The sequence below is a fragment of the Chromobacterium sp. Ag138 genome (assembly GCF_055181315.1).
On sequence record NZ_JBUPWA010000001.1, the window covers coordinates 4,253,944 to 4,278,057 of the forward strand.

The 24,114-nt window shown below is 64.7% G+C and carries 22 protein-coding genes; 15 read left to right on the top strand and 7 right to left on the bottom strand.

Features of this window, described 5'->3' with window-relative positions; all coding sequences use genetic code 11:
* Positions 1-95: 95 nt before the first annotated feature.
* The 3 genes from ACY3GB_RS19855 to ACY3GB_RS19865 form a co-directional block, all read right to left on the bottom strand.
* On the bottom strand, positions 96-416 hold the full coding sequence (locus ACY3GB_RS19855; RefSeq protein ID WP_021476982.1) for an SMR family transporter: 321 nt from the start codon (positions 414-416) through the stop codon (positions 96-98).
* Positions 413-781 (bottom strand): DMT family transporter, encoded by a 369-nt coding sequence (locus ACY3GB_RS19860; RefSeq protein WP_463090252.1) that lies wholly within the window; start codon positions 779-781, stop codon positions 413-415. The genes ACY3GB_RS19855 and ACY3GB_RS19860 overlap by 4 nt, the downstream gene beginning before the upstream one ends.
* Before the next feature lie 162 nt (positions 782-943).
* On the bottom strand, positions 944-2,038 hold the full coding sequence (locus ACY3GB_RS19865; RefSeq protein ID WP_463090253.1) for an AAA family ATPase: 1,095 nt from the start codon (positions 2,036-2,038) through the stop codon (positions 944-946).
* An 817-nt stretch (positions 2,039-2,855) separates the two neighbouring features.
* Here ACY3GB_RS19865 and ACY3GB_RS19870 point away from each other — a divergent pair.
* On the top strand, positions 2,856-3,932 hold the full coding sequence (locus tag ACY3GB_RS19870; protein WP_463090254.1) for a hypothetical protein: 1,077 nt from the start codon (positions 2,856-2,858) through the stop codon (positions 3,930-3,932).
* A gap of 53 nt (positions 3,933-3,985) precedes the next feature.
* Here ACY3GB_RS19870 and ACY3GB_RS19875 read toward each other — a convergent pair whose 3' ends face one another.
* On the bottom strand, positions 3,986-4,912 hold the full coding sequence (locus tag ACY3GB_RS19875; RefSeq protein ID WP_463090255.1) for a LysR family transcriptional regulator: 927 nt from the start codon (positions 4,910-4,912) through the stop codon (positions 3,986-3,988).
* Between the two features lie 172 nt (positions 4,913-5,084).
* On the opposite strand from ACY3GB_RS19875, the gene ACY3GB_RS19880 reads away from it, so the two are divergent.
* The 10 genes from ACY3GB_RS19880 to ACY3GB_RS19925 all read left to right on the top strand — a co-directional run bounded on the left by ACY3GB_RS19880 (position 5,085) and on the right by ACY3GB_RS19925 (position 15,039).
* The gene (locus tag ACY3GB_RS19880) at positions 5,085-5,786 is read left to right on the top strand and encodes a pirin family protein (RefSeq protein WP_463090256.1); all 702 of its coding nucleotides are present in this window, start codon (positions 5,085-5,087) and stop codon (positions 5,784-5,786) included.
* Between the two features lie 84 nt (positions 5,787-5,870).
* Positions 5,871-6,524: a hydrolase gene (locus ACY3GB_RS19885; protein WP_463090257.1), complete on the top strand. Its 654-nt coding sequence runs from the start codon at positions 5,871-5,873 to the stop codon at positions 6,522-6,524.
* Positions 6,525-6,589: 65 nt separating this feature from the next.
* Complete coding sequence (locus tag ACY3GB_RS19890; RefSeq protein WP_463090258.1) at positions 6,590-8,470, top strand: amidohydrolase; 1,881 nt, start codon at positions 6,590-6,592, stop codon at positions 8,468-8,470.
* Between the two features lie 104 nt (positions 8,471-8,574).
* Positions 8,575-9,822: a serine hydroxymethyltransferase gene (gene glyA, locus ACY3GB_RS19895; protein ID WP_463090259.1), complete on the top strand. Its 1,248-nt coding sequence runs from the start codon at positions 8,575-8,577 to the stop codon at positions 9,820-9,822.
* Positions 9,823-9,963: 141 nt separating this feature from the next.
* Positions 9,964-10,422: a transcriptional regulator NrdR gene (nrdR, locus tag ACY3GB_RS19900; RefSeq protein WP_463090260.1), complete on the top strand. Its 459-nt coding sequence runs from the start codon at positions 9,964-9,966 to the stop codon at positions 10,420-10,422.
* Between the two features lie 57 nt (positions 10,423-10,479).
* Complete coding sequence (locus ACY3GB_RS19905; protein WP_463090261.1) at positions 10,480-11,028, top strand: GNAT family N-acetyltransferase; 549 nt, start codon at positions 10,480-10,482, stop codon at positions 11,026-11,028.
* Positions 11,025-11,558 (top strand): GNAT family N-acetyltransferase, encoded by a 534-nt coding sequence (locus ACY3GB_RS19910; RefSeq protein ID WP_463090262.1) that lies wholly within the window; start codon positions 11,025-11,027, stop codon positions 11,556-11,558. The genes ACY3GB_RS19905 and ACY3GB_RS19910 overlap by 4 nt, the downstream gene beginning before the upstream one ends.
* Positions 11,555-12,661 (top strand): bifunctional diaminohydroxyphosphoribosylaminopyrimidine deaminase/5-amino-6-(5-phosphoribosylamino)uracil reductase RibD, encoded by a 1,107-nt coding sequence (gene ribD, locus ACY3GB_RS19915; RefSeq protein ID WP_463090263.1) that lies wholly within the window; start codon positions 11,555-11,557, stop codon positions 12,659-12,661. Before ACY3GB_RS19910 ends, ribD begins: the two co-directional genes overlap by 4 nt.
* A gap of 66 nt (positions 12,662-12,727) precedes the next feature.
* On the top strand, positions 12,728-13,420 hold the full coding sequence (locus tag ACY3GB_RS19920) for a hypothetical protein (protein ID WP_463090264.1): 693 nt from the start codon (positions 12,728-12,730) through the stop codon (positions 13,418-13,420).
* A 131-nt stretch (positions 13,421-13,551) separates the two neighbouring features.
* Positions 13,552-15,039: a carboxypeptidase M32 gene (locus ACY3GB_RS19925; protein ID WP_463090265.1), complete on the top strand. Its 1,488-nt coding sequence runs from the start codon at positions 13,552-13,554 to the stop codon at positions 15,037-15,039.
* A gap of 130 nt (positions 15,040-15,169) precedes the next feature.
* On the opposite strand, the gene ACY3GB_RS19930 is transcribed toward ACY3GB_RS19925, so the two are convergent.
* Positions 15,170-16,039, bottom strand: a complete 870-nt coding sequence (locus ACY3GB_RS19930; protein ID WP_463090266.1) for an alpha/beta fold hydrolase — start codon at positions 16,037-16,039, stop codon at positions 15,170-15,172.
* Between the two features lie 730 nt (positions 16,040-16,769).
* Between ACY3GB_RS19930 and ACY3GB_RS19935 the strand changes: the two genes are divergently transcribed.
* The 4 genes from ACY3GB_RS19935 (at position 16,770) to ACY3GB_RS19950 (ending at position 21,748) form a co-directional block, all read left to right on the top strand.
* On the top strand, positions 16,770-17,294 hold the full coding sequence (locus ACY3GB_RS19935) for a fimbrial protein (RefSeq protein WP_463090267.1): 525 nt from the start codon (positions 16,770-16,772) through the stop codon (positions 17,292-17,294).
* A 68-nt stretch (positions 17,295-17,362) separates the two neighbouring features.
* Entirely contained in the window at positions 17,363-18,112 is a 750-nt protein-coding gene (locus ACY3GB_RS19940; protein ID WP_463090268.1) for a fimbrial biogenesis chaperone, read from the top strand.
* A 55-nt stretch (positions 18,113-18,167) separates the two neighbouring features.
* Positions 18,168-20,738 (top strand): fimbria/pilus outer membrane usher protein, encoded by a 2,571-nt coding sequence (locus ACY3GB_RS19945; protein ID WP_463090269.1) that lies wholly within the window; start codon positions 18,168-18,170, stop codon positions 20,736-20,738.
* A gap of 44 nt (positions 20,739-20,782) precedes the next feature.
* Positions 20,783-21,748, top strand: a complete 966-nt coding sequence (locus ACY3GB_RS19950; protein WP_463090270.1) for a fimbrial protein — start codon at positions 20,783-20,785, stop codon at positions 21,746-21,748.
* 72 nt (positions 21,749-21,820) lie between these two features.
* On the opposite strand, the gene ACY3GB_RS19955 is transcribed toward ACY3GB_RS19950, so the two are convergent.
* Both ACY3GB_RS19955 and ACY3GB_RS19960 read right to left on the bottom strand, forming a co-directional pair.
* The gene (locus ACY3GB_RS19955; RefSeq protein WP_463090271.1) at positions 21,821-22,123 is read right to left on the bottom strand and encodes a hypothetical protein; all 303 of its coding nucleotides are present in this window, start codon (positions 22,121-22,123) and stop codon (positions 21,821-21,823) included.
* A 425-nt stretch (positions 22,124-22,548) separates the two neighbouring features.
* On the bottom strand, positions 22,549-24,114 hold a 1,566-nt coding region (locus tag ACY3GB_RS19960), incomplete at its 5' end, for an MFS transporter (RefSeq protein WP_463090272.1).

Consider the following 24,114-nt stretch of genomic DNA (forward strand, 5'->3'; position numbering starts at 1 on the left):
GGGGAGGCCAAGCGCCTCCCCTTTTTGTTCCAGGCGGGCCTGAAAATTTCGCCGCGGTCCCCGATGGGACGGTGGAATTTTCGGGCCAGGCTGTCTTAGACGGTGGACAAGGTCACCACCGCCGCCGCGACGATGCCGATGCCGGCCCAGCCTATCGGCTTCAATTTTTGCTTGTACAGCAGGCGGCCGCCGATGGCGGTGCCGAGAATGCCGATGGAGCCCCACAAGGCGTAGGCGATGGCCAGATCCATGCCCTTCACCGCCTGGCCCAGCAGCGCGAAGGCCAGCCACACCAGCAGGATGGCGCCGATGCCCCAGGCGCGGCGGCGGAAGCCATCGGATTTTTCCAGCATCAGGTTGGCGCCCACTTCTATCAGCGCGGAAGCCAGCACGAACAGCAGGTAAACGGTTTTCATGCCGCGGCCTCCTCATCATGCGTTTCGCCCATCGTCACGCAGACCAGACCCAGCAGCGCCAGGCCCAGGCCCAGCACTTCCTGCGGCGCCAGCTTCTCGCCGAACAGCCAGACGCTGACCGCGGTCAGGCCGACCAAGCCCAAACCTTCCCACACCGCGTAGGCGACGCCGACCGAGATCGCGCGCAGCGCGAGGGACAGCAAATAGTAGGACAGCGCCAGCGCCAGCGACATCCAGACATAGCCCAGATAGCCGCCGCTGCGGGCGGCGACCGCCATGAACGAAGTGCCGACGATTTCACAGGCGATGGCCGCCATCAAAATCAGCCAGGCAACGAGCAAAGGGGAGAAGAATTTTTTACACATAGTGTTGAATAAAATAAACAAGACAGGGGTAGGACCTTGCCCCTATGGCCGGAGTTCCCCGCATATCACGCTAATGGATCGGCATATGGGCGAAAATAGGCGAATTTTCTTAAAAATGGCATGAAAAAAGCCGCCTGGAGGCGGCTTGCCGATGCGGGGACCTCAGTCGTCCCGCAGCAGGGTTTCGCCGTCCTGCTGGGCGAGCTGGAAGGTCTTCAGCGGGCGATGGCGGCGGATTCGCTCCGCCAGTTCCGGCGAGTGGCTGGTCACCCATAGCTGGCTGTGGCGGCTGGCTTCGGCGATCAGCCGCGCCAGCGCCGGGAGCAAGGCTGGGTGCAGGCTGTTTTCCGGCTCGTTCAAGGCCATGAAGGCGGGCGGCCTGGGGCTGAGCAGCGCCACCGCCAGGCACAGGAAGCGCAGCGTGCCGTCGGACAGCTCGGCGGCTTCCAGTGGCCGCAGCAGGCCATCGCGCTGCATCAGCATCTGGAATCGCCCTTGCTGCGCGTCGACCTGGAAGCGGCAATCGGGGAAGGCGTCCGCCAGCATGCTGTCCAGCAGTTCATGGTCGCCGATTTCGACGATGGTCTGGAAGGCGGCGGCCAGATTGGCGCCGTCATGCGCCAGCACCGGCGAGCGTATGCCGACCTGGGGCGCGCGTAGCGGCGAGCCGGGCCAGACGGCGAACTCGTGGTAGAAGCGCCAGTTGCGTAGCGTTTCGCGGACCTGGGACAGTTCCGGATAGCGGTGCGGCTCGGCCAGTTGGCCAAAGATGGACTCCTCGGCGCGCAGGCTGGCCGGGTAGCTGTTCCGTTCGCCCTCCACGCCGCAGAGAAAGGCGGCCTGGTTGCGGCGCTCCAGCAGCAGCGTGGAAGGCCGCCGGCCGTGCCCGGCCAGCCACAGGCTTTCCTCCTTCACCAGCGGGTCCAGCGCGAACAGGCTGAGGCTGGGTTCCGGATAGCCCAGCTGCAGCTCGTAGTCGTAGTCGTCCAGACGCGCGGACAGGATCATCCGCTTCGGCGCGCGCGCCTTGTCGCCGCGGCGGGCGCCGCCGGCCCACATCGCCTTCTGCGCGCCGCCTTCCTCGGCCAGCGCGGCGGACAAGCGGCCTTCGGCCGCCGCGTGCAGCAGCTGGATGGCTTTGTACAGATTGGATTTGCCGCAGCCATTGGCGCCGACGACGACGTTGAGCGAATCGAGTTCAAGCGTCAGCTTGCGTATCGAGCGGAAGCCGGCGAGGCAAAGGCTGTGTATCGGCATGCGGGCTGTTCAAGGAGGCGGAAAAGGCTGAGACCGTACGGCGCCGAGGACGGTTCCGGCTTTGCCGGGCCATGGGTGCGCTCCCGGCTGGATCAAAGTTGTTGGGTATTGATTATTGTCATAATGCCGCAGCGCGATCCTGTTAGCATATGCCTGCGCTGTCAGACAGTAGGGAACTCGTCAAGCGGCGCGCAGTCCGTCCACATGCCCCTTCTCCATGCTTTTCACTCAGTTTGCTCGGTTCACTTCGTGAAAAACCGAACAATACTGCCTGCAGAAGATTCGTTTTGTTTCGAAAATGAAATATCTGTTAAATTCATATGGAATTTAGTTATTTTCAATTATACATCATTGTCATTTTGATAGACTGCAGAGCGTGAGCATGGCGGTGGTCGCGGCGCTTTGCGCGGGCCTGGAAGCAACGCGTCGTTCTGGAAGGCGCTATTGTGACGGAATGTCCGTATCGCAATGATTTTTAATATTTTTGGGGGCGTGCGGCTGGCGGAGGGCAAAAAAAATGCGCGGTGCCTTACGGCCCGCGCCAAGTCTACAAAGGAGAAATAGAGGAGAAACTATCAAGAAGCAATTGCTGCATCTCAACGAGAACGGATTATCCGGATTGCGGTACCGAGTGTCAACATGTGCGTTTTCGAAAATGTCGAGAAATGTAAGTTTTTGTCGCGCCTTGATACATTGCCTGCTGAAGTGCCTGATTTTCCATTGCTTCAGCCCGTTGGCATGGCTCGCTTCCCTTCGCGCAAGAACGTGGCGGCTGTGCCACAATAGGCGTTTTCGATAGTTGCAGGATGTCAGCACCATGGACGCCGTCCGCCATATTCTTCCCGATCCGCGCCAGTACCACCCGCAGGTTTCCCTGACCAACCGTCTGATCCACCACGCCCAGTCGGCGCTGGACGCGCCGAGCGCGGACGACCGCGAGATGTGGCGGCAGGCGTTGGCGGGCGCGATGGACGAGATGCTGCAGCGGCGTGAGCTGCTGTCCATCTCCGTCGCGCTGGCGATGGTGCCGTCGCAGGCTTGCTATCAGGTGGTGTGGGACGCCTTGCGCCAGACGGTGGAGGGCGGCAGCGCCAATGTGGCGCTGTTCGCGCTGCCGCTGGTGCTGGTGGCGGGCAGCCGCGAGCAGGCGACGCTGCTGGCCGAGATCGCGGACATCGACGGCTTGAACGATCTCTTGCGCCGGCACGGCGTATTCAGCGCCGACGGCGACGCCGCGCTGGGCGGCGCGCTGCTGCACCCGGACAGCCTGACCGGCCTCGACGCGGTCAAGCTGTACGAGATGTCGCGCCAGGGCGCGGACGCGCGCGGCGGTTTGCCGAACCAGCCGGCGCCGGTCACGGTGAAAGAGGAGGGCGTGTTCCTGCGCTATCTGCTGGGCGCGGCGACCCTGCGCGACGGCGAGGAGCCGCCGGTGAAGCTGGGCGGCTCGGTCGGCGCCTGGGGCATGCCGGTGATGAAATTCCTCGGCGAGCAGCTGAAGACCGAAGGCGTGACGCTGTTCCCGATCGCCCGTCCGCCGCTGCCGGCGATGCAGGCGCTGGTGGCCGGCAACTTCGCCCGCTTCGAAGTGGCGCTGCAGGTGTTCGCCAGCAGCCAGATCCGCCGCTTGCGCGAGCTGGACAAGGACCCGGTGGCGATTCTATCCGCCCACGACAACGGCGAGTTGCACTTCACCCTGTCGGCCAAGGGCGATGAGCGCAATTGGGAAGGCTTCGTCTGGCCGCTGGCGTCGCTGGACAACGTCAAGCTGATAGAAGAGAACTTCCGCGAGCTGATGCGAGAATGCCATGTGCGCGACGTGCATGTGCTGGCGGAGCTGCAGCCGGAAAGCCGGGATGGCGTGCCGCTGTTCTTCACCGCCGACGATCTGTAAGGCCGCGATCTTCGAAAATCAGCCCCGCTTCGAGCGGGGCTTTATCTTGCCTGTCAGCCGGCGGAGTCCCCCGCCCGCGCCCAGGGCGCGCCGGCCAGTTTCGCCGCCAGATAGGCTATCAGCGTCTGCACCCGTGCCGGCCGCCCGCGTCCCGGCGGCGTCAGGATGTACAGCGCGATGGGATCGATCTCCCAGCCCGGCATCGCGGCTTCCAGCCGGCCCGATTGCAAGTCCTCCCAGGCCAGAAACTCGGGTTGCAAGGCCAGTCCCAGCCCCGCCCGCAGCGCCGGCGCCAGCGCTTCGGCGTTGTTGACGCGCAGCGCCGTCGGCATTTCCAGCGCGAACTCTCCTTGCTCCGCATGGCGGAAACGCCAATGGCGGTCTTGCGCGTTGCTGTAGCGCAAGGCGCGGTGTCCGGCCAGCTCGCTCGGATGGCGCGGCCTGCCGTGGCGCTCGAAATACGAGGGCGCGCCGACCAGCAGGATGCGCACCGCGCACAAGCGCCTGGCCAGCAGGCTGGAATCGGCGGGCGAGGCGATGCGCAGCGCCAGGTCCATCCGGTTCGCCACCAGGTCCACCTGTTCGTCGCTGAAGTGAAAATCGAGCTCCACCTCGGGATGGCGCGCCATGAATTCCGGCAGCAAAGGGGCCAGGTGGGAGATGCCGAAGGACATCGGCGCGGCGACGCGCACCGTTCCGCGCAGGCTGCCGGACTGCTCGGCGACATCGGCCTCCACCGCCTCGCCTTCCGCCAGGATGCGAGATGCCCGTTCCAGCGCGGCTTCGCCAGCCGCCGTCAGCGCCAGCCGGCGCGAAGTGCGATGGAGCAGCGTGGTTTTCACCCGCGCTTCCAGCCGCGTCACCGCCTTGGATACGGTGGCCTGCGACAGCGCGAGTTCTTCGGCCGCGCGGGCGAAGGAGCCGCATTCGGCCACTTTGGCGAAGATGGCCCAGGCTTCAAGATCGGGAAGTCGTTTCATGTTCCATGCCGGAAAGGGGGAGGTCGGGGGCAAAGTCTAGCAGTCAACTGCCAGGATGGCGCGTTGATTATGATCAAAATAGAAATGATGCTATTCAATCTATTCCATTTTAATCCTGATGCCGGCTGTTTATAGTGGCTACATCATTCTTCCGCCATCGCAGGAGCAAGCCATGATCGAACACCGCCCCTACGCCAGCCTGGGCGCAGCCCAACACGGATGGCTCGACGCCAAACACCATTTCTCTTTCGCCGACTACCGCGACACGGCGCGCATGCACTGGGGCGCGCTGCGGGTGTGGAACGACGACGCCATCGCCGCGGGCAGCGGCTTCGCCCCGCACCCGCACGCCGACATGGAGATCATCACCTATGTCCGGGAGGGCGCGATCAGCCATCAGGACAATCTGGGCAACCGCGGGCGCACCGAAGCCGGCGACGTGCAGGTGATGAGCGCCGGCAGCGGCATCGTTCATTCCGAATACAACCTGGAGCCGATCGCGACCCGCATCTTCCAGATCTGGATCTACCCGGACAGCCGCGGCGGCGAGCCGGCCTGGGGCAGCAAGCCCTTTCCCAAGGCCGACCGCTCCGGCGTCTTCGTCGCGCTGGCCAGCGGCATGGGCGGAGACGACGAGGCCCTGCCGATACGCGCCGACGCCCGGGTGCTGGGCGCCACGCTGAAGGCCGGCGAAAGCGCCGACTACCGGCTGGGCGCCGGCCGTTGCGGCTATCTGGTGCTGTCGGCCGGATCGGCCCGGGTGAACGGCGTGGCGCTGCAGACAGGCGACGGCGCGGCCATCCGCGACGAGGATGTGGTCCGCGTCGAGGCCGGCGAGGACGCCGAACTGATTCTGGTGGACACCCGGGAATGACACGCCTGGCGCGCAGGGGCGGCGGCCCCTCTGGCGCCGGCTTACCGAACCGGCCGCCGCCATGCACAGAATGGAGAAACCGTGATGAAACCGACCGCTAGCGCCGCGCCCAGCCCCTTGCTGCTGACCCCGCGCGATCACACCCTGATCCTGATCGACTACCAGTCGCAGATGGCCTTCGCCACCCATTCCATCGACATCCCGACGCTGCGCAACAACGCCGGCCTGGTCGCCAGCGCCGCCGCCGGATTCGGCGTGTCCGCCATCCTCACCACCGTGGCCGAGAAAAGCTTCTCCGGCCCGATGTTCGACGAGGTGACCGCGCCGTTCCCTGACCTGCGCATGCTGGACCGCACGTCGATGAACACCTGGGAAGACGCCGCGGTGATCGACCGCGTCAACCAGATCGGCAAGGGCCGCATCGTGCTGGCCGGCCTGTGGACCAGCGTCTGCATCGTCGGACCGGCGCTGTCCGCGCTGCACCAGGGCTTCGAGGTCTACGTGATCGCCGACGCCTGCGGCGACATTTCGGCCGAGGCGCACGAGCGCGCGATGCAGCGCATGGTGCAGGCCGGCGCGCGGCCGATCACTTCGTTGCAGTATCTGCTGGAGCTGCAGCGCGACTGGGCGCGCGCCGACACCTATGAGCTGACCACCGGCATCGCCGCCAAGCTGGGCGGCGGCTACGGCCTGGGCATCCGTTACGCGAAAACCATGTTCGGCGGCCACGAAGGCTGATCGCCGCGCCGCCGCCGGCCGCGCCTATCCGCCGGCGGCGGCCGATATCCAAGGGAGAAGCCATCATGGCTACAGCTGATGTGATTCTGCGCAATGGCCGCATCGCCACGCTGGACCGGCGGCGGCCGCAGGCAAGCGCCGTCGCCGTCAAGGATGGCCGCTTCCTGGCAGTGGGGGAGGAGGCCGAGATCATGGCGCTGGCCGGGCCGGCCACCCGCGTCGTCGATCTCAAGGGGCGGCGCGCGTTGCCCGGCCTGATCGACAACCACACCCACCTGGTGCGCGGCGGACTCAACTTCAATATGGAGCTGCGCTGGGACGGCGTGCGCTCGCTGGCCGACGCGATGGACATGCTGCGGCGGCAGGTGGCGGTCACGCCCGCGCCGCAATGGGTGCGGGTGGTGGGCGGCTTCACCGAGCACCAGTTCGTCGAGAAACGGTTGCCGACGCTGGACGAAATCAACGCCATCGCGCCGGACACGCCGGTTTTCCTGCTGCACCTGTACGACCGCGCCCTGCTCAACGGCGCCGCGCTGCGCGCCGTCGGCTACGGCCGCGACACGCCGGCGCCGCCGGGCGGGGAGATCGTCCGCGACGGCGGCGGCAACCCTACCGGCCTGCTGCTGGCCAAGCCCAACGCCGCCATCCTGTACGCGACGCTGGCCAAGGGCCCCAAGCTGCCGTTCGACTACCAGCTCAACTCAACCCGCCACTTCATGCGCGAATTGAACCGCCTGGGCGTGACCGGCGTCATCGACGCCGGCGGCGGCTTCCAGAACTACCCGGACGATTACGAGGTGATCCGGCAACTGGCCGAGGCCGGGCAGATGACGGTGCGGCTGGCCTACAACCTGTTCACCCAGAAACCGAAGGCGGAAAAGGAGGATTTCCTGGCCTGGACCGGCAGCGTCCGCTACAAGCAGGGCGACGACTATTTCCGCCACAACGGCGCCGGCGAGATGCTGGTGTTTTCCGCCGCCGATTTCGAGGACTTTCGCCAGCCGCGGCCGGACATGGCGCCGGAAATGGAGGGCGAGCTGGAAGAAGTGGTGCGCATCCTGGCGCAGAACCGCTGGCCGTGGCGCTTGCACGCCACTTACGACGAAACCATCTCCCGCGCGCTGGACGTGTTCGAGAAGGTGGACCGCGACATCCCCCTGCAAGGGCTGAACTGGTTCTTCGACCATGCCGAGACCATCTCCGAACGCTCGATGGACCGCATCGCCGCGCTGGGCGGCGGCATCGCGGTGCAGCACCGGATGGCCTATCAGGGCGAGTATTTCGTCGAGCGCTACGGCGCGGCGGCGGCCGAGGCCACGCCGCCCATCGCCCGCATGCTGGAAAAAGGACTGAAAGTGTCGGCCGGCACCGACGCCACCCGCGTCGCCTCCTACAATCCCTGGGTGTCGCTGGCCTGGATGATCACCGGCAAGACCGTCGGCGGCCTGCGGCTCTACCCGCAGCGCAACTGCCTGGACCGCGAAACCGCGCTGCGGATGTGGACCGAGAACGTGGCCTGGTTCAGCAACGAGGAGGGCGGGCGCGGCCGCATCGAAGTGGGGCAGCTGGCCGATCTGGTCGTGCCGGACAAGGACTTCTTCTCCTGCCCGGAGGACGACATCTCTTTCCTGGTGTCGGAGCTGACCATGGTGGGCGGCCGCGTCGTCTACGCCGCGGGCGGTTTCGCCGAGCTGGACGACAATCCCTTGCCGCCGGCGATGCCGGACTGGTCGCCGGCGCGGACCTTCAAGGGCTACGCCGCCTGGGGCGATCCGCAAGGCGCCGGCCGCCATTCGCTGCATCGCCAGGCCGCGGCCGCTTGCGGCTGCGCCAGCGCCTGCGGCCTGCACGGCCACCAGCATGCGCGGGCCTGGGGGACGGCGCTGCCAGTATCGGACGCCAAGGGCTTTTTCGGCGCGCTCGGCTGCTCCTGCTGGGCGGTGTGAGAGGCGCGGCGCGGCCTCGGCGAGCTTGCTTCACGTTAAGGTTTCGATCCGGGCATTTCGTGTAGAATGCCCGGATCGTTAACCCTTTGATGGATGAGTCAAAGATGTTCGCTGCTGACCAGACGATCGCCAAATTCGACCCAGAACTCGCCGCCGCCATCGCGGCTGAATGCCAACGCCAGGAAGATCACATCGAGCTGATCGCCTCGGAAAACTACACCAGCCCGGCCGTCATGGAAGCCCAAGGCTCCCAGCTGACCAACAAGTACGCCGAAGGCTACCCGGGCAAGCGCTTCTACGGCGGTTGCGAGCATGTGGACGTCGTCGAGCAGCTGGCCATCGATCGCGTCAAGCAGCTGTTCGGCGCCGAATACGCCAACGTGCAGCCGCACTCCGGCTCCCAGGCCAACCAGGCGGTGTACTTCTCCATCCTGAAGCCGGGCGACATCGTGATGGGCATGAACCTGGGCCACGGCGGCCACCTGACCCACGGCTCCCCGGCCAACCTGTCCGGCAAGATGTTCAACATCGTCGCCTACGGTTTGAACGACAAGGAAGAAATCGACTACGACGACATGGAGCGCGTGGCGATGGAAACCAAGCCGAAGCTGATCATCGGCGGCGCGTCCGCCTACGCGCTGCGTTTCGACTTCGAGCGCATGGGCCAGATCGCCAAGAAGGTCGGCGCTTACTTCATGGTCGACATGGCCCACTACGCCGGCCTGGTGGCCGCGGGCCTGTACCCGAACCCGGTGCCGCACGCCGACTTCGTGACCTCCACCACCCACAAGACTTTGCGCGGCCCGCGCGGCGGCATCATTTTGGCCAAGGCGGAGTTCGAGAGGAGCATCAACAGCAATGTGTTCCCGACGCTGCAAGGCGGCCCGCTGGAGCACGTGATCGCGGCCAAGGCCATCGCCTTCAAGGAAGCGCTGCAGCCGGAATTCAAGGAATACCAGCAGCAGGTGCTGAAGAACGCCGCCATCATGGCCAAGACCCTGGCCGAGCGCGGCCTGCGCATCGTGTCCGGCCGCACCGAGAGCCACGTGTTCCTGGTCGACCTGCGTCCCAAGGGACTGACCGGCAAGCAAGCCGACGCGCTGCTGGGCCGCGCCCACATCACGGTCAACAAGAACTCGATCCCGAACGATCCGGAAACCCCGTTCGTCACCTCGGGCGTGCGCATCGGCTCGCCGGCCATCACCACGCGCGGCTTCAAGGAAGCCGAAGCCATCGAAGTGGCCAATATGGTCGCCGACGTGCTGGACAACCCGAACGACGACGCGCTGATCGCCCGCATCGCCGAGAAGGCCACCGCGCTGTGCCACCGCTTCCCGGTGTACGCCAAGTAATCAACCGGTTCGTCCGGATGCAGAAAGCCGCCCGCAGGGGCGGCTTTTTCTTTGCCTGGGCCGGTTTGAGCCATGGCCGGCGGTGCGGCCGGACGGCATTGCTGATAACATCCAACTATTGCAACTCACAGGATTATTGTCATGAAATGCGCGTTTTGTGGCAACCCGGACACTCAGGTGATCGATTCCCGCGTCAGCGAGGACGGCAGCAGCATCCGCCGCCGCCGCCGCTGCCCGGTCTGCGACAAGCGTTTCACGACCTTCGAAACCGCCGATGTGCGCATGCCGCAGGTGGTGAAGACCGCCGGGCACCGTTCCGAGTTCGACATCGAGAAAGTCCGCACCAGCTTCCTGCGCGCGCTGCACAAGCGGCCGGTGTCCACCACACTGGTGGACGAGGCGATAGACCGCATCTGCCACAAGCTGCTGCAGCTGGGCGAGCGCGAGGTCAGCAGCCGCCAGATCGGCGAGATGGTGATGAACGAGCTGGCGCGCCTGGACAAGGTGGCCTATGTGCGTTTCGCGTCGGTTTATCGCAGTTTCCAGGATATTTCCGAATTTACCGACGCGATCAAGGAAATTCAGAAGTCCTCGCATTGACAGCTTGTCGGCAGCTTGATTAGCTTTGGCAATTTAATTGTCATTTCGCGAGACGCCATGACTGTCATTGCCCAGAAACGCGTTGCCCTGTTGCCGCCCGACGTTGCCTACGCCGAGCGGTTGTTCGCATTGATAGACGAAAGCCGCGAAACGCTGCGGGCCTGGCTGCCCTGGGTGGACGCCACCCGCAGCGCGGAGGACAGCCGGCAGTTCCTGGCCGGCGTCGCCGAGGGCGCGCGCAGCGGCGCGGTCTGCGCGTCCTGGCTGATCGCGCTGGACGGAGAGCTGGCCGGCTGCATCGACATCCACGGCATCAGCAAGCTGCACCGGTCGGGCTTCCTGGGCTACTGGCTGGCGGACCGTTTCGTAGGCAAGGGCGTGATGGGCGAGGCCGCGGCGCAAGCCCTGGATGCCGGATTCGGCGCGCTGGAGCTGAACCGGATCGCCATCCTGGCCGGCGTGGAGAACGCTCGCAGCCGCGCGGTGGCGGAGCGCCTGGGCTTCATCCGCGAGGGCGCGCAGCGCGAGGGGCTCCACCTGCATGGCCGCTATCATGACGCCTGCCAGTACAGCATGCTGGCCGGCGAGTGGCGGGCGCGGCGATGAGCGTGGTGGAGATCCGCCCGCCGGAACCGGCGCGCGATGCCCCGCTGGTCTACGCGCTGATCGAGCGCCACCGCGATACCTTGTCGCAGTGGCTGTCGGGCATCGTCAGGCCGCGATCGGCGGCGGATGCCGAGGCTTTTCTCCGGCTGCAGGCAGAGGGCAACGACGAGGGCCGCTGCGCGCACCGGGTGATACTGGCGGACGGCGAAATCGCCGGCATCTGTTCGCTGCACGGCATCAGCGCCGCCCATCGCTATGCGCGGCTGGGTTATTGGCTGGCCGACAGCCACGTCGGCCGGGGCGTGATGTCCCGCGCGCTGGAGCAGTTGTTGCGCTACGCTTTCGAGGACCTGGGCCTGCACCGGCTGGAGCTGGGCTGCGCGCCGGAGAACCTGCGCAGTTGCCGCGTCGCCGAGCGTCTGGGCTTCCGGCTGGAGGGCGAGCTGCGCGACGCGCAGTTCCTGCGCGGCCGTTTCTGGAATATGCGTTGTTACGGCCTGCTGGCCGATGAGTGGAAGAATCGAACATGACGGACTACCGCGCCGACGACTACCTGTACATGCAGCGCGCGCTGCGCCTGGCCGAGGGCGCGACGCGACGGGCGGCGCCGAACCCCGGCGTCGGCTGCGTGCTGGTCAATCATGGCCGGGTGGTGGGAGAGGGCGCGACGCTGGCGGTTGGATCGGACCATGCCGAGATCCAGGCGATCAAGGACTGCCTGGCGCGCGGCGAAAGCCCGCGCGGCGCCACCGCCTACGTGACGCTGGAGCCGTGCAGCCACCATGGCCGCACGCCGCCGTGCGCGGCGCGCCTGATCGCGGAGGGAATCGCGCGGGTGGTGGCGGCGATGGTGGACCCCTATCATGAAGTGGCGGGGCGCGGCATCGCCATGCTGCGCGCGGCCGGCGTCGAGGCGTCTGCCGGGCTGATGGAGGCCGAGGCGCGCTGGACGCACCGCGGCTTCCTGTCGCGAGTCGAGCGCGGCCGGCCCTGGGTGACGCTGAAGGCGGCCGCCACGCTGGACGGCAAGACCGCGCTGCTGAACGGCCGCAGCAAGTGGATCACCGGGCCGGAGGCGAGGATGGACGTGCAGCGGCTGCGCGCCGCGCATGGCGCGATTCTGACCGGCAGCGGCACCGTGCTGGCCGACGATCCGCAACTGACCGTGCGCGAGCTGCAGGTGGCGGCGCAACCCTTGCGGGTGGTGCTGGACGGCAGCCTGCGCACCGATGCCGGCGCGCGGGTCTACCAGGACGGCGAAGCTCTGCTAGCCACTTGCGAGGCGGATGAGGCCGGACTGGCTGCCTTTCGCGAACGCGGCGTGGCGGTGCTGACGCTGGCGCGCCGCGACGGCAAGGCCGATCTGGCGGATTTGCTGGGGCAGTTGGCGGCGCGCGGCGTCAACGAACTGATGGTCGAGGCCGGCGCCGGCCTCAACGGCGCCATGTTGCGGGCCGGGCTGGTGGACGAGATCGTGCTGTACCTGGCGCCGTCGCTGGCCGGCGACGCCGCGCGCGGCCTGTTCGCCTGGCCGGCGCTGGAGGATCTGGCCGACAAGATCGAGCTGAATATCGCCGACATCGGCAAGGTGGGACGGGATCTGCGGCTGGCGCTGCGTCCGCGCCGCGTCTAGCGCCGTCTGTCCTCCTGTCGGCTCCGGCTGCGTTATCGCTATCGGAGGCGCGGCGTTTCCGCCGCCATGGGAGAGTGCGATGGTTGCGAGGGCTGGGGCATGAATCCGCGCGAGGCGACGCTGGATGCCTATCTGAAGCTGATCGCCCGGCTGGGCGCCGACGACGGGGTGGTGGCGGCGCGGCGGGAAATGCTGCGGCGCTTGCTGGCCCGGCTCGCCGGCGCCAAGCGGACTTCCGGCGACTATCACGCCCATGTCGGCGGCTTTGTCGCGGATTGCGGGCAATCCGAGCGGGTGCTGGCCATCACCTGCGCCCGAGAGTTCTATTACTTCTGGCTCGACGACATGAAGAAAATGGTGGAGATGACGGCCCGCGCCGGCTTTTCCATCCATAACCCGGATTTCCCCTGGCATGGCGATTTCGACGCGCTGCTGGGCGCGATGCGCGAATCCGGTTTTTCGCGCTTTCCGCCCTCGCTGGGCCTGTATCTGGGCAAGTCGTTCGAAGACGGCGCCGACGAGGCCGACATCCGCCAGCGCGAACATATGCTCAAGGCCTTGCTTTTCCTGCTCGACCCTCATCCTCCCACTTCCAGCCATTACCGGATGGCGGTGGACGCCTTGTTGCAGCATCTGGCGGACGCAGGGGCCCGGCAGCGGCTGTTGGCGCTGGTGCGCGAGTACTTCGGCTACTGGCAGTCCTTCCCCTTTTCCCACCATCGGAAAAGCGGGGGCGCAGTGAAGGATATTGGTGAGTAAAACTCATCAGTTGATTTTGTGTCTGCCATGTGCGTTGCGCTTTTCATCCTTTTCCCATATGGATGAATTCTCATGATTGACCCGATCGGCTGGCGGTGTGAACATGCATTTTCTACACAGAGGAGAATGCAATGGGACAGCAGACGGCCTATCAGAGCCTGACCCGCACTTTTCAACGGCTGCATCATTTCGGCCATCTGGGTTCCATCGCCAGCTGGGACCAGGCGACGATGATGCCGGCCAAGGGCAACGAGGCGCGCGCCGCCGCCCAGGCCGAGCTGCAGGTGCTGATGCATCAGTTGATCACCGCGCCGGAACTGGCGCTGCAGCTGGCCAGCGCGGAGCAGGAAGATCTGGACGAGCTGCAACGCGCCAACTTGCGCGAGATGCGCCGCGAGTGGCGGCAGGCCAATCTGCTGCCCGCCGAGCTGGTGGAGGCCAAAACGCTGGCCGCCGCGCGTTGCGAGCATGCCTGGCGCGGCCAGCGCAAGAACAATGACTGGCGCGGTTTCCTGCCCAATTTCCGCGAGGTGCTGAAGCTGGCGCGGGAAGAGGCGGCGCTGCTGGCCGAGGCCAACGGCGTCAGCCGCTACGACGCGTTGCTGGACAAGTACGAGCCCGGCATGCGAAGCGCCGAGATCGCGCGCATCTTCGACGACGTGAAGACCTGGCTGCCCGGCTTGATCGCCCAGGTACGCGCCAAGCAGGCCGGCGAGACGGTGATCCGGCCGCAGGGGCCGTTTCCGGTCGAGCGGCAACGCGAATTGGGCCTGGAGGCGATGAAGCTGCTGGGATTCGATTTCGACGGCGGCAGGCTGGATGTCAGCGCCCATCCGTTCTGCGGCGGAGTGCCGGAGGACGTGCGCATCACCACCCGTTATCGCGACGATGATTTCGTCCAGAGCCTGATGGGCATCATTCATGAGACCGGCCATGCCCGCTACGAGCAGGGCCTGCCGCGAGATTTGCTGTCGCTGCCGGTCGGGCGCGCCCGTTCGATGGGCATACACGAGAGCCAGAGCCTGTCGTTCGAAATGCAATTGGGTTGCAGCCGCGGTTTCCTGCAGCTGCTGGCGCCGATGCTGCGACGCCACTTCGGCGATCAGCCGGCTTTCGACGCCGACAACCTGGCCAAGCTGTTCACCCGGGTCGAACCCGGCTACATCCGCGTCGACGCCGACGAGCTGTGCTACCCGGCGCACGTGTTCCTGCGCTTTGAGATCGAGCGCGCGCTGATCGACGGCGAGATCGAAGCCGAAGACGTGCCGGCGCTATGGGATGAAAAGATGATGGCCTATCTGGGCGTGGACACGCGCGGCAATTATCGCGACGGTTGTCTGCAGGACATCCACTGGACCGACACTTTCGGCTATTTCCCCAGCTATACGCTGGGCGCGATGTATGCGGCGCAGTATTTCGCGACGTTGCGGCGGCGGGAGCCGGGGCTGGACGACAAGATCGGCGGCGGGAAACTGGAGCCGGTGTTCGGTTGGCTGCGCGAAAACATCTGGACCCAGGGCAGCCGCTGGACCACCGACGAACTGGTCAGGCGCGCCACCGGCGAAGCGTTGAATCCGGCGCATTACCGCGCCCATCTGGAAGCGCGCTATCTGGGCTAGACGCCGAGGGCCGGAGCCGTTACCGCCCTTTTCTACCCGCTATCTAAAAGCCTGATCCTGAGGCGCGCCTCCTTGTCTTATGGCCGGCGCTGCTGGGATCAGGTCTTCCGCGAGACTTTATTGGTGGCGCTCAGTCTTGCCGCAGCAGGAAGCGCTCGACTTCGGCCGCCATCTGTTCCGGCTTTTCCCATTGCAGCATATGGCCGGCGCCGGCGATCGTGGCCTCGCTGAGGCGGGCGAAGCAGGCGCGGCGTTGGTCCAGCGTGGCCATCACGTCGTTGACGACAGGGTGGCCGAACGGATGTTCGCCCAGCAGCCACAGCACCGGCGCGGTGATGCGGCGCCAACAGGCCATCGCCTCCTCCAGCCGATACAGCACCGGATTGACCATTTTATGGCGCGGGTCGGCGCGGTAGACCACGCCGCCGTCTACCGGCCTGGTCAGTTCCGCGGCCAGCCAAAGCGCCCGCTCGGGCGTCAGCCCCGGATTGCGGGCGATCAGCTTGCTCGCCGCCTGTTCCGCATCGGCCAGCGGTTCGAACCTCATGGCCTGGCTGGTTTCCCGCAGCCAGCGGCTGTAACGGCCGGGCGCCTCGGCCGGCCGGGTGGGGTTGAGGCCGAAGCCTTCGGCCAGCACCAGCTTCGCTACTCTTTGCGGACAGACGCCGGCATAGATGCCGGCGATCATCGATCCCATGCTGTGCCCCAGCAGGTTGACCGGCCGGTCCGGCGACAGCTGGCGCAGCAGGTCGTCCAGGTCGGCCAGATAGTCGGGGAAATAATAGCTGCCGTCATTCCATTGGCTATCGCCGAAGCCGCGCCAGTCGGGCGCGACGACTTGCCAGTCTTCCCGCAGCGCGTCCACCATGAATTGGAACGTGGCTGAGCTGTCCATCCAGCCGTGCAGCAGCACCAGCAGCGGCGCGTCGTCGTCGCCCCAGCGGCGCAGATGGCAGCGGCGTTGATTGAGCGTCAGGTATTGGCTGGAGGCGGGCGTCATGTCGGGCGGGTTCCGTTCGGTGCGCAGCTGTCCAGTCTAACTGCGCGATGACGGAGCGGATAGTGGCGGCTGGGGCATTTTTGGCAATGAAAATGAAAATGTCATCATGATTTGCTTTTTCTTTGGAATTTGGCGTATTTATTAAATTAAAAGTTTAAAATGTTGTTAATTTGATGCAATAATGCGACACGCCAGTACAGTCATGACAAACTGTTATCTTGAGAAAATCCCTTTGCAATCAATGGATTGATTTTAACTTTGACATAAATGCTCAAGTAAGAGGATGTTGAAAGTTATGTCTTTTTTGATTTAACCTTATGCCCATGTCGCAGCTAAACCGCGCAAGCGGAGGCTCCCTCAAGGGATGCTGGATGCGATGAAGCTGAGCATTGTCCAGCCATGGAAGGCGACGGACCGCCGTTTTCAACGGTGTCCGCCGCCGATCTTCAGGGGTTTGCCCGCCTGTTTTTTCAATCTGATGACGAACGACTGTCAGATGGCTTTGATCAGATTTGATGTGTTTTGTGAAATCTGATTATTGCCTTGTTGAAAATTGGCGGCAATGAAGCCGGCCGCGGGACGGACTCGGCGCCGGAACATCTCAAGTGCAGGCAGGGATCGCAAGATTGCCGAAGATGCCTTGACGTGTCGGACAGCTCTTCAACTTCTGCCCCCTGCGGGCAAGCAATCGGGCAAACGCACTGCCTGCAATTTCAACGGAGACTTTTAAATGAAACAGATCGTAACTGCAGCTCTGATCGCCTTGGGCGTGTACTCTTCCGGCGCCATGGCCGCTGACGGCAAAATCACCGTCACTGGAAACATTGTTGCCCAGACTTGCACCATCGCCGGCACCTCCGGTACCAACGTCACCGTGAACCTGCCGACCGTCGGCGCCTCCTCGCTGGCCAGCGCGGGCCAGACCGCCGGCGCGACCCCGTTCGCGATCAACCTGAGCAACTGCCCGTCCAGCCTGAAGAGCGCGCAGACCCGCTTCGAAGTGGGCCCGACCGTGAACCCGACTTCCGGCAACCTGCTGAACAGCACCGGCGCAGGCTCGGCCTCCAACGTTGAAGTTCAACTGCTGAACAACACCTTCAACGCCATCAACCTGAGCACCAACGCCAACTCCCAGCAAGTCGCCATCAGCGGCGGCTCCGCCACCATGGGCTACTACGCTCAGTACATCGCCACCGGCGCGGCTGGCGCGGGTTCGGTGAATACCAGCGTTCAGTACTCGATGACCTACCAGTAACAGGCGTCATCCGGCAGGCGGCCCGCGAGCCGCCCGCCGGCATCTTTTGCATGGAGGCGGGTTAGGAAATGAAACAAGCAGTATGGCGAGGAGCGCTCGCCCTGGCGGTCGCCGGCTCGGTATGGAGCAGCGCGGCCTCGGCCGGCGTGGTGGTTTCCGGAACCCGCGTCGTGTACAAGGCGGAAGACCGCGAAGTGACCGTCAAGGTCAACAATCCGGGCAAGGAGCCGTCCCTGGTGCAGGTGTGGGCCGACAGCGGCAACGAGAAATCGGTTCCCGACACCGCCGACGCGCCTTTCCTGATCATGCCGCCGATTTTCCGCGTGGACCCGGCCAAAGGCCAAACCTTGCGCCTGACCTTCACCGGCGCCGATCTGCCCAAAGAGCGGGAATCGGTGTTCTGGCTGAACGTGCTGGATGTGCCGCCGCTGCCGAAGGCCGGCAACGAGCAGCGCAATTTCATGCAAGTGGCTTTCCGTTCCCGCATCAAGCTGTTCTATCGTCCCGCCGGCCTGCCGGGCACGCCGGACGACGCAGCCGACAAGCTTTTCTGGTCTTTGCTGCCGCAGGCAGGCGGCAAGGGCTACATCCTGCGCGCGTCCAACCGCGCCGCGTACAACGTCTCGCTGAACCGGGCGATGCTGCTGGTGGGCAAGCATGAGTACGAAACCGACGGCGGCATGGTGCCGCCGGGCGGCAGCCACGATTTCGCGCTGAAGGACTTGAAACTCAAGCCGGATGCCGGCGCGAAGCTCACTTACGAAAGCATCAACGATTACGGCGCTCCAGTCATGCACAGCGCGCCCTTAGCTCCCTGATAATTCCAGCGTAGGCCTGCCGGGGCTGCGCGCTCCCGCAGGAGACGATCTAGCCATGAAGCACTTGATGACACGACAGTCCGATCACAGCTGGGCCCTTCGCCCGCTCAGCCTGTTGATTTTCGGCTTGTTCGGCGGCCAGGCTGCCTTGGCGGATACGTCCGCGGCGGAAAACGCCGCGTTGGGCGATGTGCAGTTCAATCCCGTCTTCATCAATCAGAATTCCAACGGGAAAAAAGTCGATCTTTCCCGCTTCAACCAGATGGGCGGAGCGTTTCCGGGCAATTACCGCGCCGACGTCTACGCCAATAGTGTCTGGATCGGCCGCCGCGACGTGCAGATGAAGGAAATGGCCGAAGGCAAGGTGCTGGCCTGCTTCAATCGCGCGATGCTGGACGAGCTGGGCGTGGACTTCGCCAAGGTGGGGAATGCCGCCGGCGCGCCGGGACGGGACGAGCCCGCCCGCTGCGTCGACATCGCCGCGGTGGTGCCCGGCGCATTTTCCAGCTTCAACAGCTCCGACCTGCGCCTGGATGTCAGCATTCCGCAGAAATACATGCGGGCCCAGGCGCGCGGCTACGTCGCGCCCGAATACTGGGACGCCGGCGCGCCGTTCGCCGGCTTCCTCAATTACAACGCCAATGGCTATCGCTACGACAACGGCGGCGCCGGCAAGTCGACGCAATATTATTTCGGCGCCAACGCCGGCCTGAACATCGGCTTGTGGCGCTTCCGCTATAACGGCTCATTGACGCAACAGGATAGCGGCAACGGCCGGAGCCAGCGCAACTACCAGGGCGCGTCCGCCTATACCCAGCGCGATGTGACCGACTGGCACTCGGTGCTGACCCTGGGCGATTACTTCACGCCCTCCGACATGTTCAGCAGCGTGCCCTTCCGCGGCGTGCAGCTGAGCTCCGACGACCGCATGCTGCCGGAGTCGATGCAGGGTTACGCGCCGGTGGTGCGCGGCGTCGCCGAGACCAACGCCAAAGTCTCGATTCGCCAGAACGGCAATCTGATTTACGAGAACGTGGTGCCGCCGGGCGAATTCAGCATCGACGATCTCTACAACACCGGCTTCTCCGGCGACCTGGAAGTGACGGTCACCGAGGCGGACGGCCGCGTTCGCAAATTCGTCGTGCCTTACGCCGCCGTGCCCCAGCTGCTGCGCGAAGGGCAATCCCGCTACGCGGTCACCGCGGCGCAATGGCGCGACAACTCGCTCAACAAGCGTCCCGATTTCGTGCAGGCGACCTACCAGCGCGGCATCAGCAACAGCCTGACCCTGTATGGCGGCCTGATCGCCGCCGACCATTACCAGTCGGCGTTGTTCGGCTCCGGCGTCAATACGCCGCTGGGCGCGCTGGCGCTAGACGTGACCCAGTCCTGGGCCAGCAATCTGCCGTACAACGCCAACGCCGCCAATATGCAGGGCCAGAGCTACCGGGTAACCTACAGCAAGCTGATGGAATCGACGCGCACCAACTTCACGGTCGCCGCCTATCGCTTCTCCACCGATGGCTATCTGGAACTGCGCGACTACGCCAACCTGATCAACCAGGTCGGCGTGGTCTACCGCGCCAAGAACAAATTCCAGCTCAACGCCGACCAGCCGCTGGGCGATGGCCGCGGGCAACTGTTCTTCACCGGCTCCACTCAGGATTACTGGAACCAGAAGGGCCGGGATCTGACTTACCAGCTGGGTTACAGCAACAGCTTCAAGTCGGTGAGCCTGAACCTGTCCGCCGGCCGCACCCAGGATTCGACCGGCCGCATCGTCAACCAGTACATGCTGAGCCTGTCGATGCCGCTGGGCCGCGAGCCGTATTCTCCGCTGCTGAGCACCAGCGTCAGCGGCAGCAGCGATCGCAGCGGCAACGCGCAGATCAATCTGAGCGGCACCACCGGCGAGTTGCGCAACCTCAGCTACAACGTCTACGCCAGCGGCAACCGCAGCAGCGCCGGCGCCAACAGCGGCGGCGGCGGCGGCAGCGTGCAGTACGCCACCTCGGTGGCGACGCTGACCGCGGGCGCGAGCTCGAGCGGCGGCAACTCCCAGGCGAATGCCGGCATCAGCGGTGCGCTGGTGTTCCATCCGGGGGGCGTTACGGCGGCCCAGTCGCTGGGCGAATCCTTCGCCGTGGTGGAGGCGCCGGGAGCCGAAGGCGCGGCGGTGAGCAATACCAACGGCGTGCGCGTCAACAAGAACGGCTACGCGGTGGTGTCCTCGCTGATGCCGTACCGCCGCAATGAAATCACGCTGGATCCGAAGGGCATGGATCAAGACGTGGAATTGCAGGAAACCAGCGTGCAGGACGCGCCGCGCGCGGGGGCCATCGTGATGCTGAAATTCAACACCCAGCAGGGCAAGCCGGTGATCGTGACGCTGAAGCGTCCGGACGGCAGCCATCTGCCGGTGGGCGCGACGGTCAGCGGCGGCGACGATTTCCTCACCATGGTGGGGCAGGGCGGTCGCGCCTTCCTGCGCGGCGTGGAAGGCAAGCCGTTGACGGCGAGCTGGGGCAGCGATGCCGGCCAGCAATGCCGTTTCAGCTATCAACTGCCGCAGAAGACGGGCGACGCGGCCTATATGCGGACCGATGCGGTTTGCGAGCCGCTGTGACATTGGGCGCGAGCCACTAGAGATACCGGGAAAGCGATAGGAAAATGAAGAATCTGATCTGCCGCGGAGTATATGGATGGCTGCTGGCGCTGATGCTGGCCATGCCGGCGACCAGCCACGCGCTGGGTTGCTGGAACGGCAGCAACAGTTCCGGCAATGTGACCTCCACGTTCAATCTGCCGGGCAATTTGTTCGTCTCCGCCAACGCGCCGGTCGGCACCATCATCTGGCAGTCGTCGCTGCAGAATCTCAGCCTGTACTGCTCGCAGAGCATAGGCGAGAACGTGTATTTCTGGGTGAATCCGAAGCGGGTGGCTTTGGCCCCCGGCTTGCAGATCGGCATCATCTTCAATGGCCAGACTTACACCCAGAGCAGCGGCGCGATCGACACCGGCATCTATGTGCCGAGGGGCGGTTCCGTCAATCGGATCCTGCAGTATTCGATTGTGTTGTTGAAGACCACGGGCGCGCCGTCCAGCGGCACTTCTTCGATCAATCAGTACTCGGTGTTCCAGCTGGACGGCATCGGCGGCATCAATGCCGCGCCCGGCATCAACTTCAATCAGCTGATCAACGGCAGCGTCACCTTCACGCCCGGCGGCACCTGCGATCTGAGCGCGAACGGACAGTACACGGTGAATCTGCCCACGGTCGCCAGCGGCCAGTTCGCGTCGGTGGGCAGCGCGCTGTCCCGCAAAACCTTCACCATCACTGCCGCCAATTGCTCGACCGGCGTGAGGACGGCGACTTTCCGCTTCTCGGGAACGGCCGATTCGAACAATCCGGTGCTGTTCGCCAATACCGGCGGCTCGGCGCAGGGCGTCGCCATCAACTTTGGCAGTTCGGCCGACGGCGCCAATATCGGCGCCAACAGCACCAACAACACCCGGGTGGTGAACGTGCAGTCGCAGATGGCACAACTGGGCGTGTTCGTGGAATACATGCGGACGGCGAACATCGTGGCGGGCAGCCTGCAGACGGCGATCACGATCGACATGCTGTACCAATAGCCGATCCGTCTGCGGCGACAATGAAAAAAGCCTTCGGCCAAACGGCCGAAGGCTTTTTTGCGTGGTGTCAGGTCAGTTGTAGACGATGGTGACCAGCTGTCCGTTGCTTTGGGTGGTCGAGCCGGTCATGTTGACGGCGGCGATGCTCAGCGACTGGGTGTTGTCCATGCCGGAGCAGGATTGGCCGGACGCCATCTTGCGGGCGGCCTGGTATTGATGGGGATTTTGCGCGTAGCTGAGCAGCGTGCTGCTGTTCTGGGCGCAGGGTTCCTTGACGATGGAGCCGCTGAAGTTGACGGTGCCGCCGTTGGAGGCCATGGCAAAGCCGGATTGCAGAGCGGCCAGCGCTGCCAGAGTCAGTATGGCTTTTTTCATTTGAGTCTCCCTGTTGGCGGCCCGCGCGCTGTTGTGCGCAGGATATAAACAAACTGTTTAAATTAATTTGCTTATATTTAATTTGTTCTGTTAAGCAAAGTATAGGCACAGCAATTGTAAACATCAAGCCCATGTTTGATTGAATTATTAGTAATAAAAAATGAAAAATAGTGGGTTGGCCGCAGCGCGCGGTTTTGCTTGGGGCGCCGCGGCGGGCGCGGCTTTGCTGGCAGGGATAATTTCAAGTTATTGCATTTTTACGGGATTGCTCGGTTTTTGGTGATGCAGAGGGAAAGGCGGGGGGCTGGTGCGCGAGCCTTGGTTTTGCTGGGAGAGGGTCTGGCGATGGCGCTGAAGTAAAAGCCCCCTCGGAGGAGGGGGCGGCCGCGGGGGCAAGGTGCGGTGCGATGGGATGTGCTTAAGGTTCAGTGGCGATGGATGTCGTTGCGGAAGGTTTCCTTCAGGAACAGCAGGCTGACAACAAGGCTGACGGCGTAGACCACGATCGGATACCACAAGCCGTACAGGATGTCGCCGGTGTAGACCACCAGCGAGAAGGCGACAGTCGGCATCAGTCCGCCGATCCAGCCGTTGCCCAGGTGATAGGGCAGCGACATCGAGGTGTAGCGGATGCGGGTGGGGAACAGCTCCACCATCATCGCGGCCAGCGGGCCATAGGTCAGCGCGGAGATCACCGACAGCAGCACCAGCACCAGGATCACCATCGGGTGGTTGATCTTGGCCGGGTCGGCCTTGTCCGGATAACCGGCGGCTTTCAGCGCGTCCTGCAGCGCTTTCTTGTCGAACCCCTGCTGAACGCTTGCGCCGATATGGATTTCGGTGACGCCGGCCGGCGCGGTTTTCTGCTGGTAGGGCACGCCGCTCTTGGCCAGCAGCGCCTTGGCCTGGTCGCACGGGGTGTTCAGCTTGGCTTTGCCGATGGGGTCGAACTGGAAGTGGCAGCTGGCCGGGTCCGCCACCACCGTCACCGGCGCGCGGGACTGGGCGGAGGCGACGTCCGGGTTGGCGTAGTCGGTCAGCCAGCGGAAGGCGGGGAAGGTCAGCGCCAGGCCCAGCGCCAGGCCGGCGATCAGCACCGGCTTGCGGCCGATGCGGTCGGACAGGTGGCCGAAATACAGGAACAGCGGCGTGGTCAGGATCAGCGACGCGATCAGCATCAGGTTGGCGGTTTGCGGGTCGACTTTCAGGATCTGCGTCAGGAAGAACAGCGAATAGAACTGCGCGCAGTAGAAGGTCACCGCCTGGCCGCCGTTGAAGCCGAACAGCGAGATCAGCACCACTTTCAGGTTGTCCCAGTTGCCGAAGGCTTCACTGATCGGCGCCTTGGAGTGCTTGCCCTCGGCCTTCATTTTCAGGAAGGCGGGAGACTCCTGCATCGACAGCCGGATCCAGGTGGAGATCGCCAGCAGGATGATGGACAACAGGAAGGGCAGGCGCCAGCCCCACTCGTTGAAGGCTTCGCCGGTGAGCTTGCGGCAGGCCAGGATCACCAGCAGAGACAGCAGCAGGCCGGCGCCGGCGGTGACCTGGATCCAGCTGGTGTAGCCGCCGCGCTTGTGGTCCGGCGCGTGCTCGGCCACGTAGATGGCCGCGCCGCCGTATTCGCCGCCGATGGCCAGGCCCTGCAGCATGCGCAGCGACACCAGCAGCAGCGGCGCGGCGATGCCCAGCGTGGCGTAGCCGGGCAGCATGCCCACTAGAAAGGTGGACAGGCCCATGATGACGATGGTGGCGAGGAAGGTGTACTTGCGGCCCACCATGTCGCCCAGCCGGCCGAACACCAGCGCGCCGAACGGCCGCACCACGAAGCCGGCGGCGAAGGTCATCAGCGCGAAGATGAAGGCGGTGGTCTCGTTGACGCCGGAGAAGAACTGCTTGCCGATGATGGCGGCCAGCGCGCCGTACAGGAAGAAGTCATACCATTCGAACACCGTGCCGAGCGACGAGGCGAGTATCACCTTGCGCTCGGC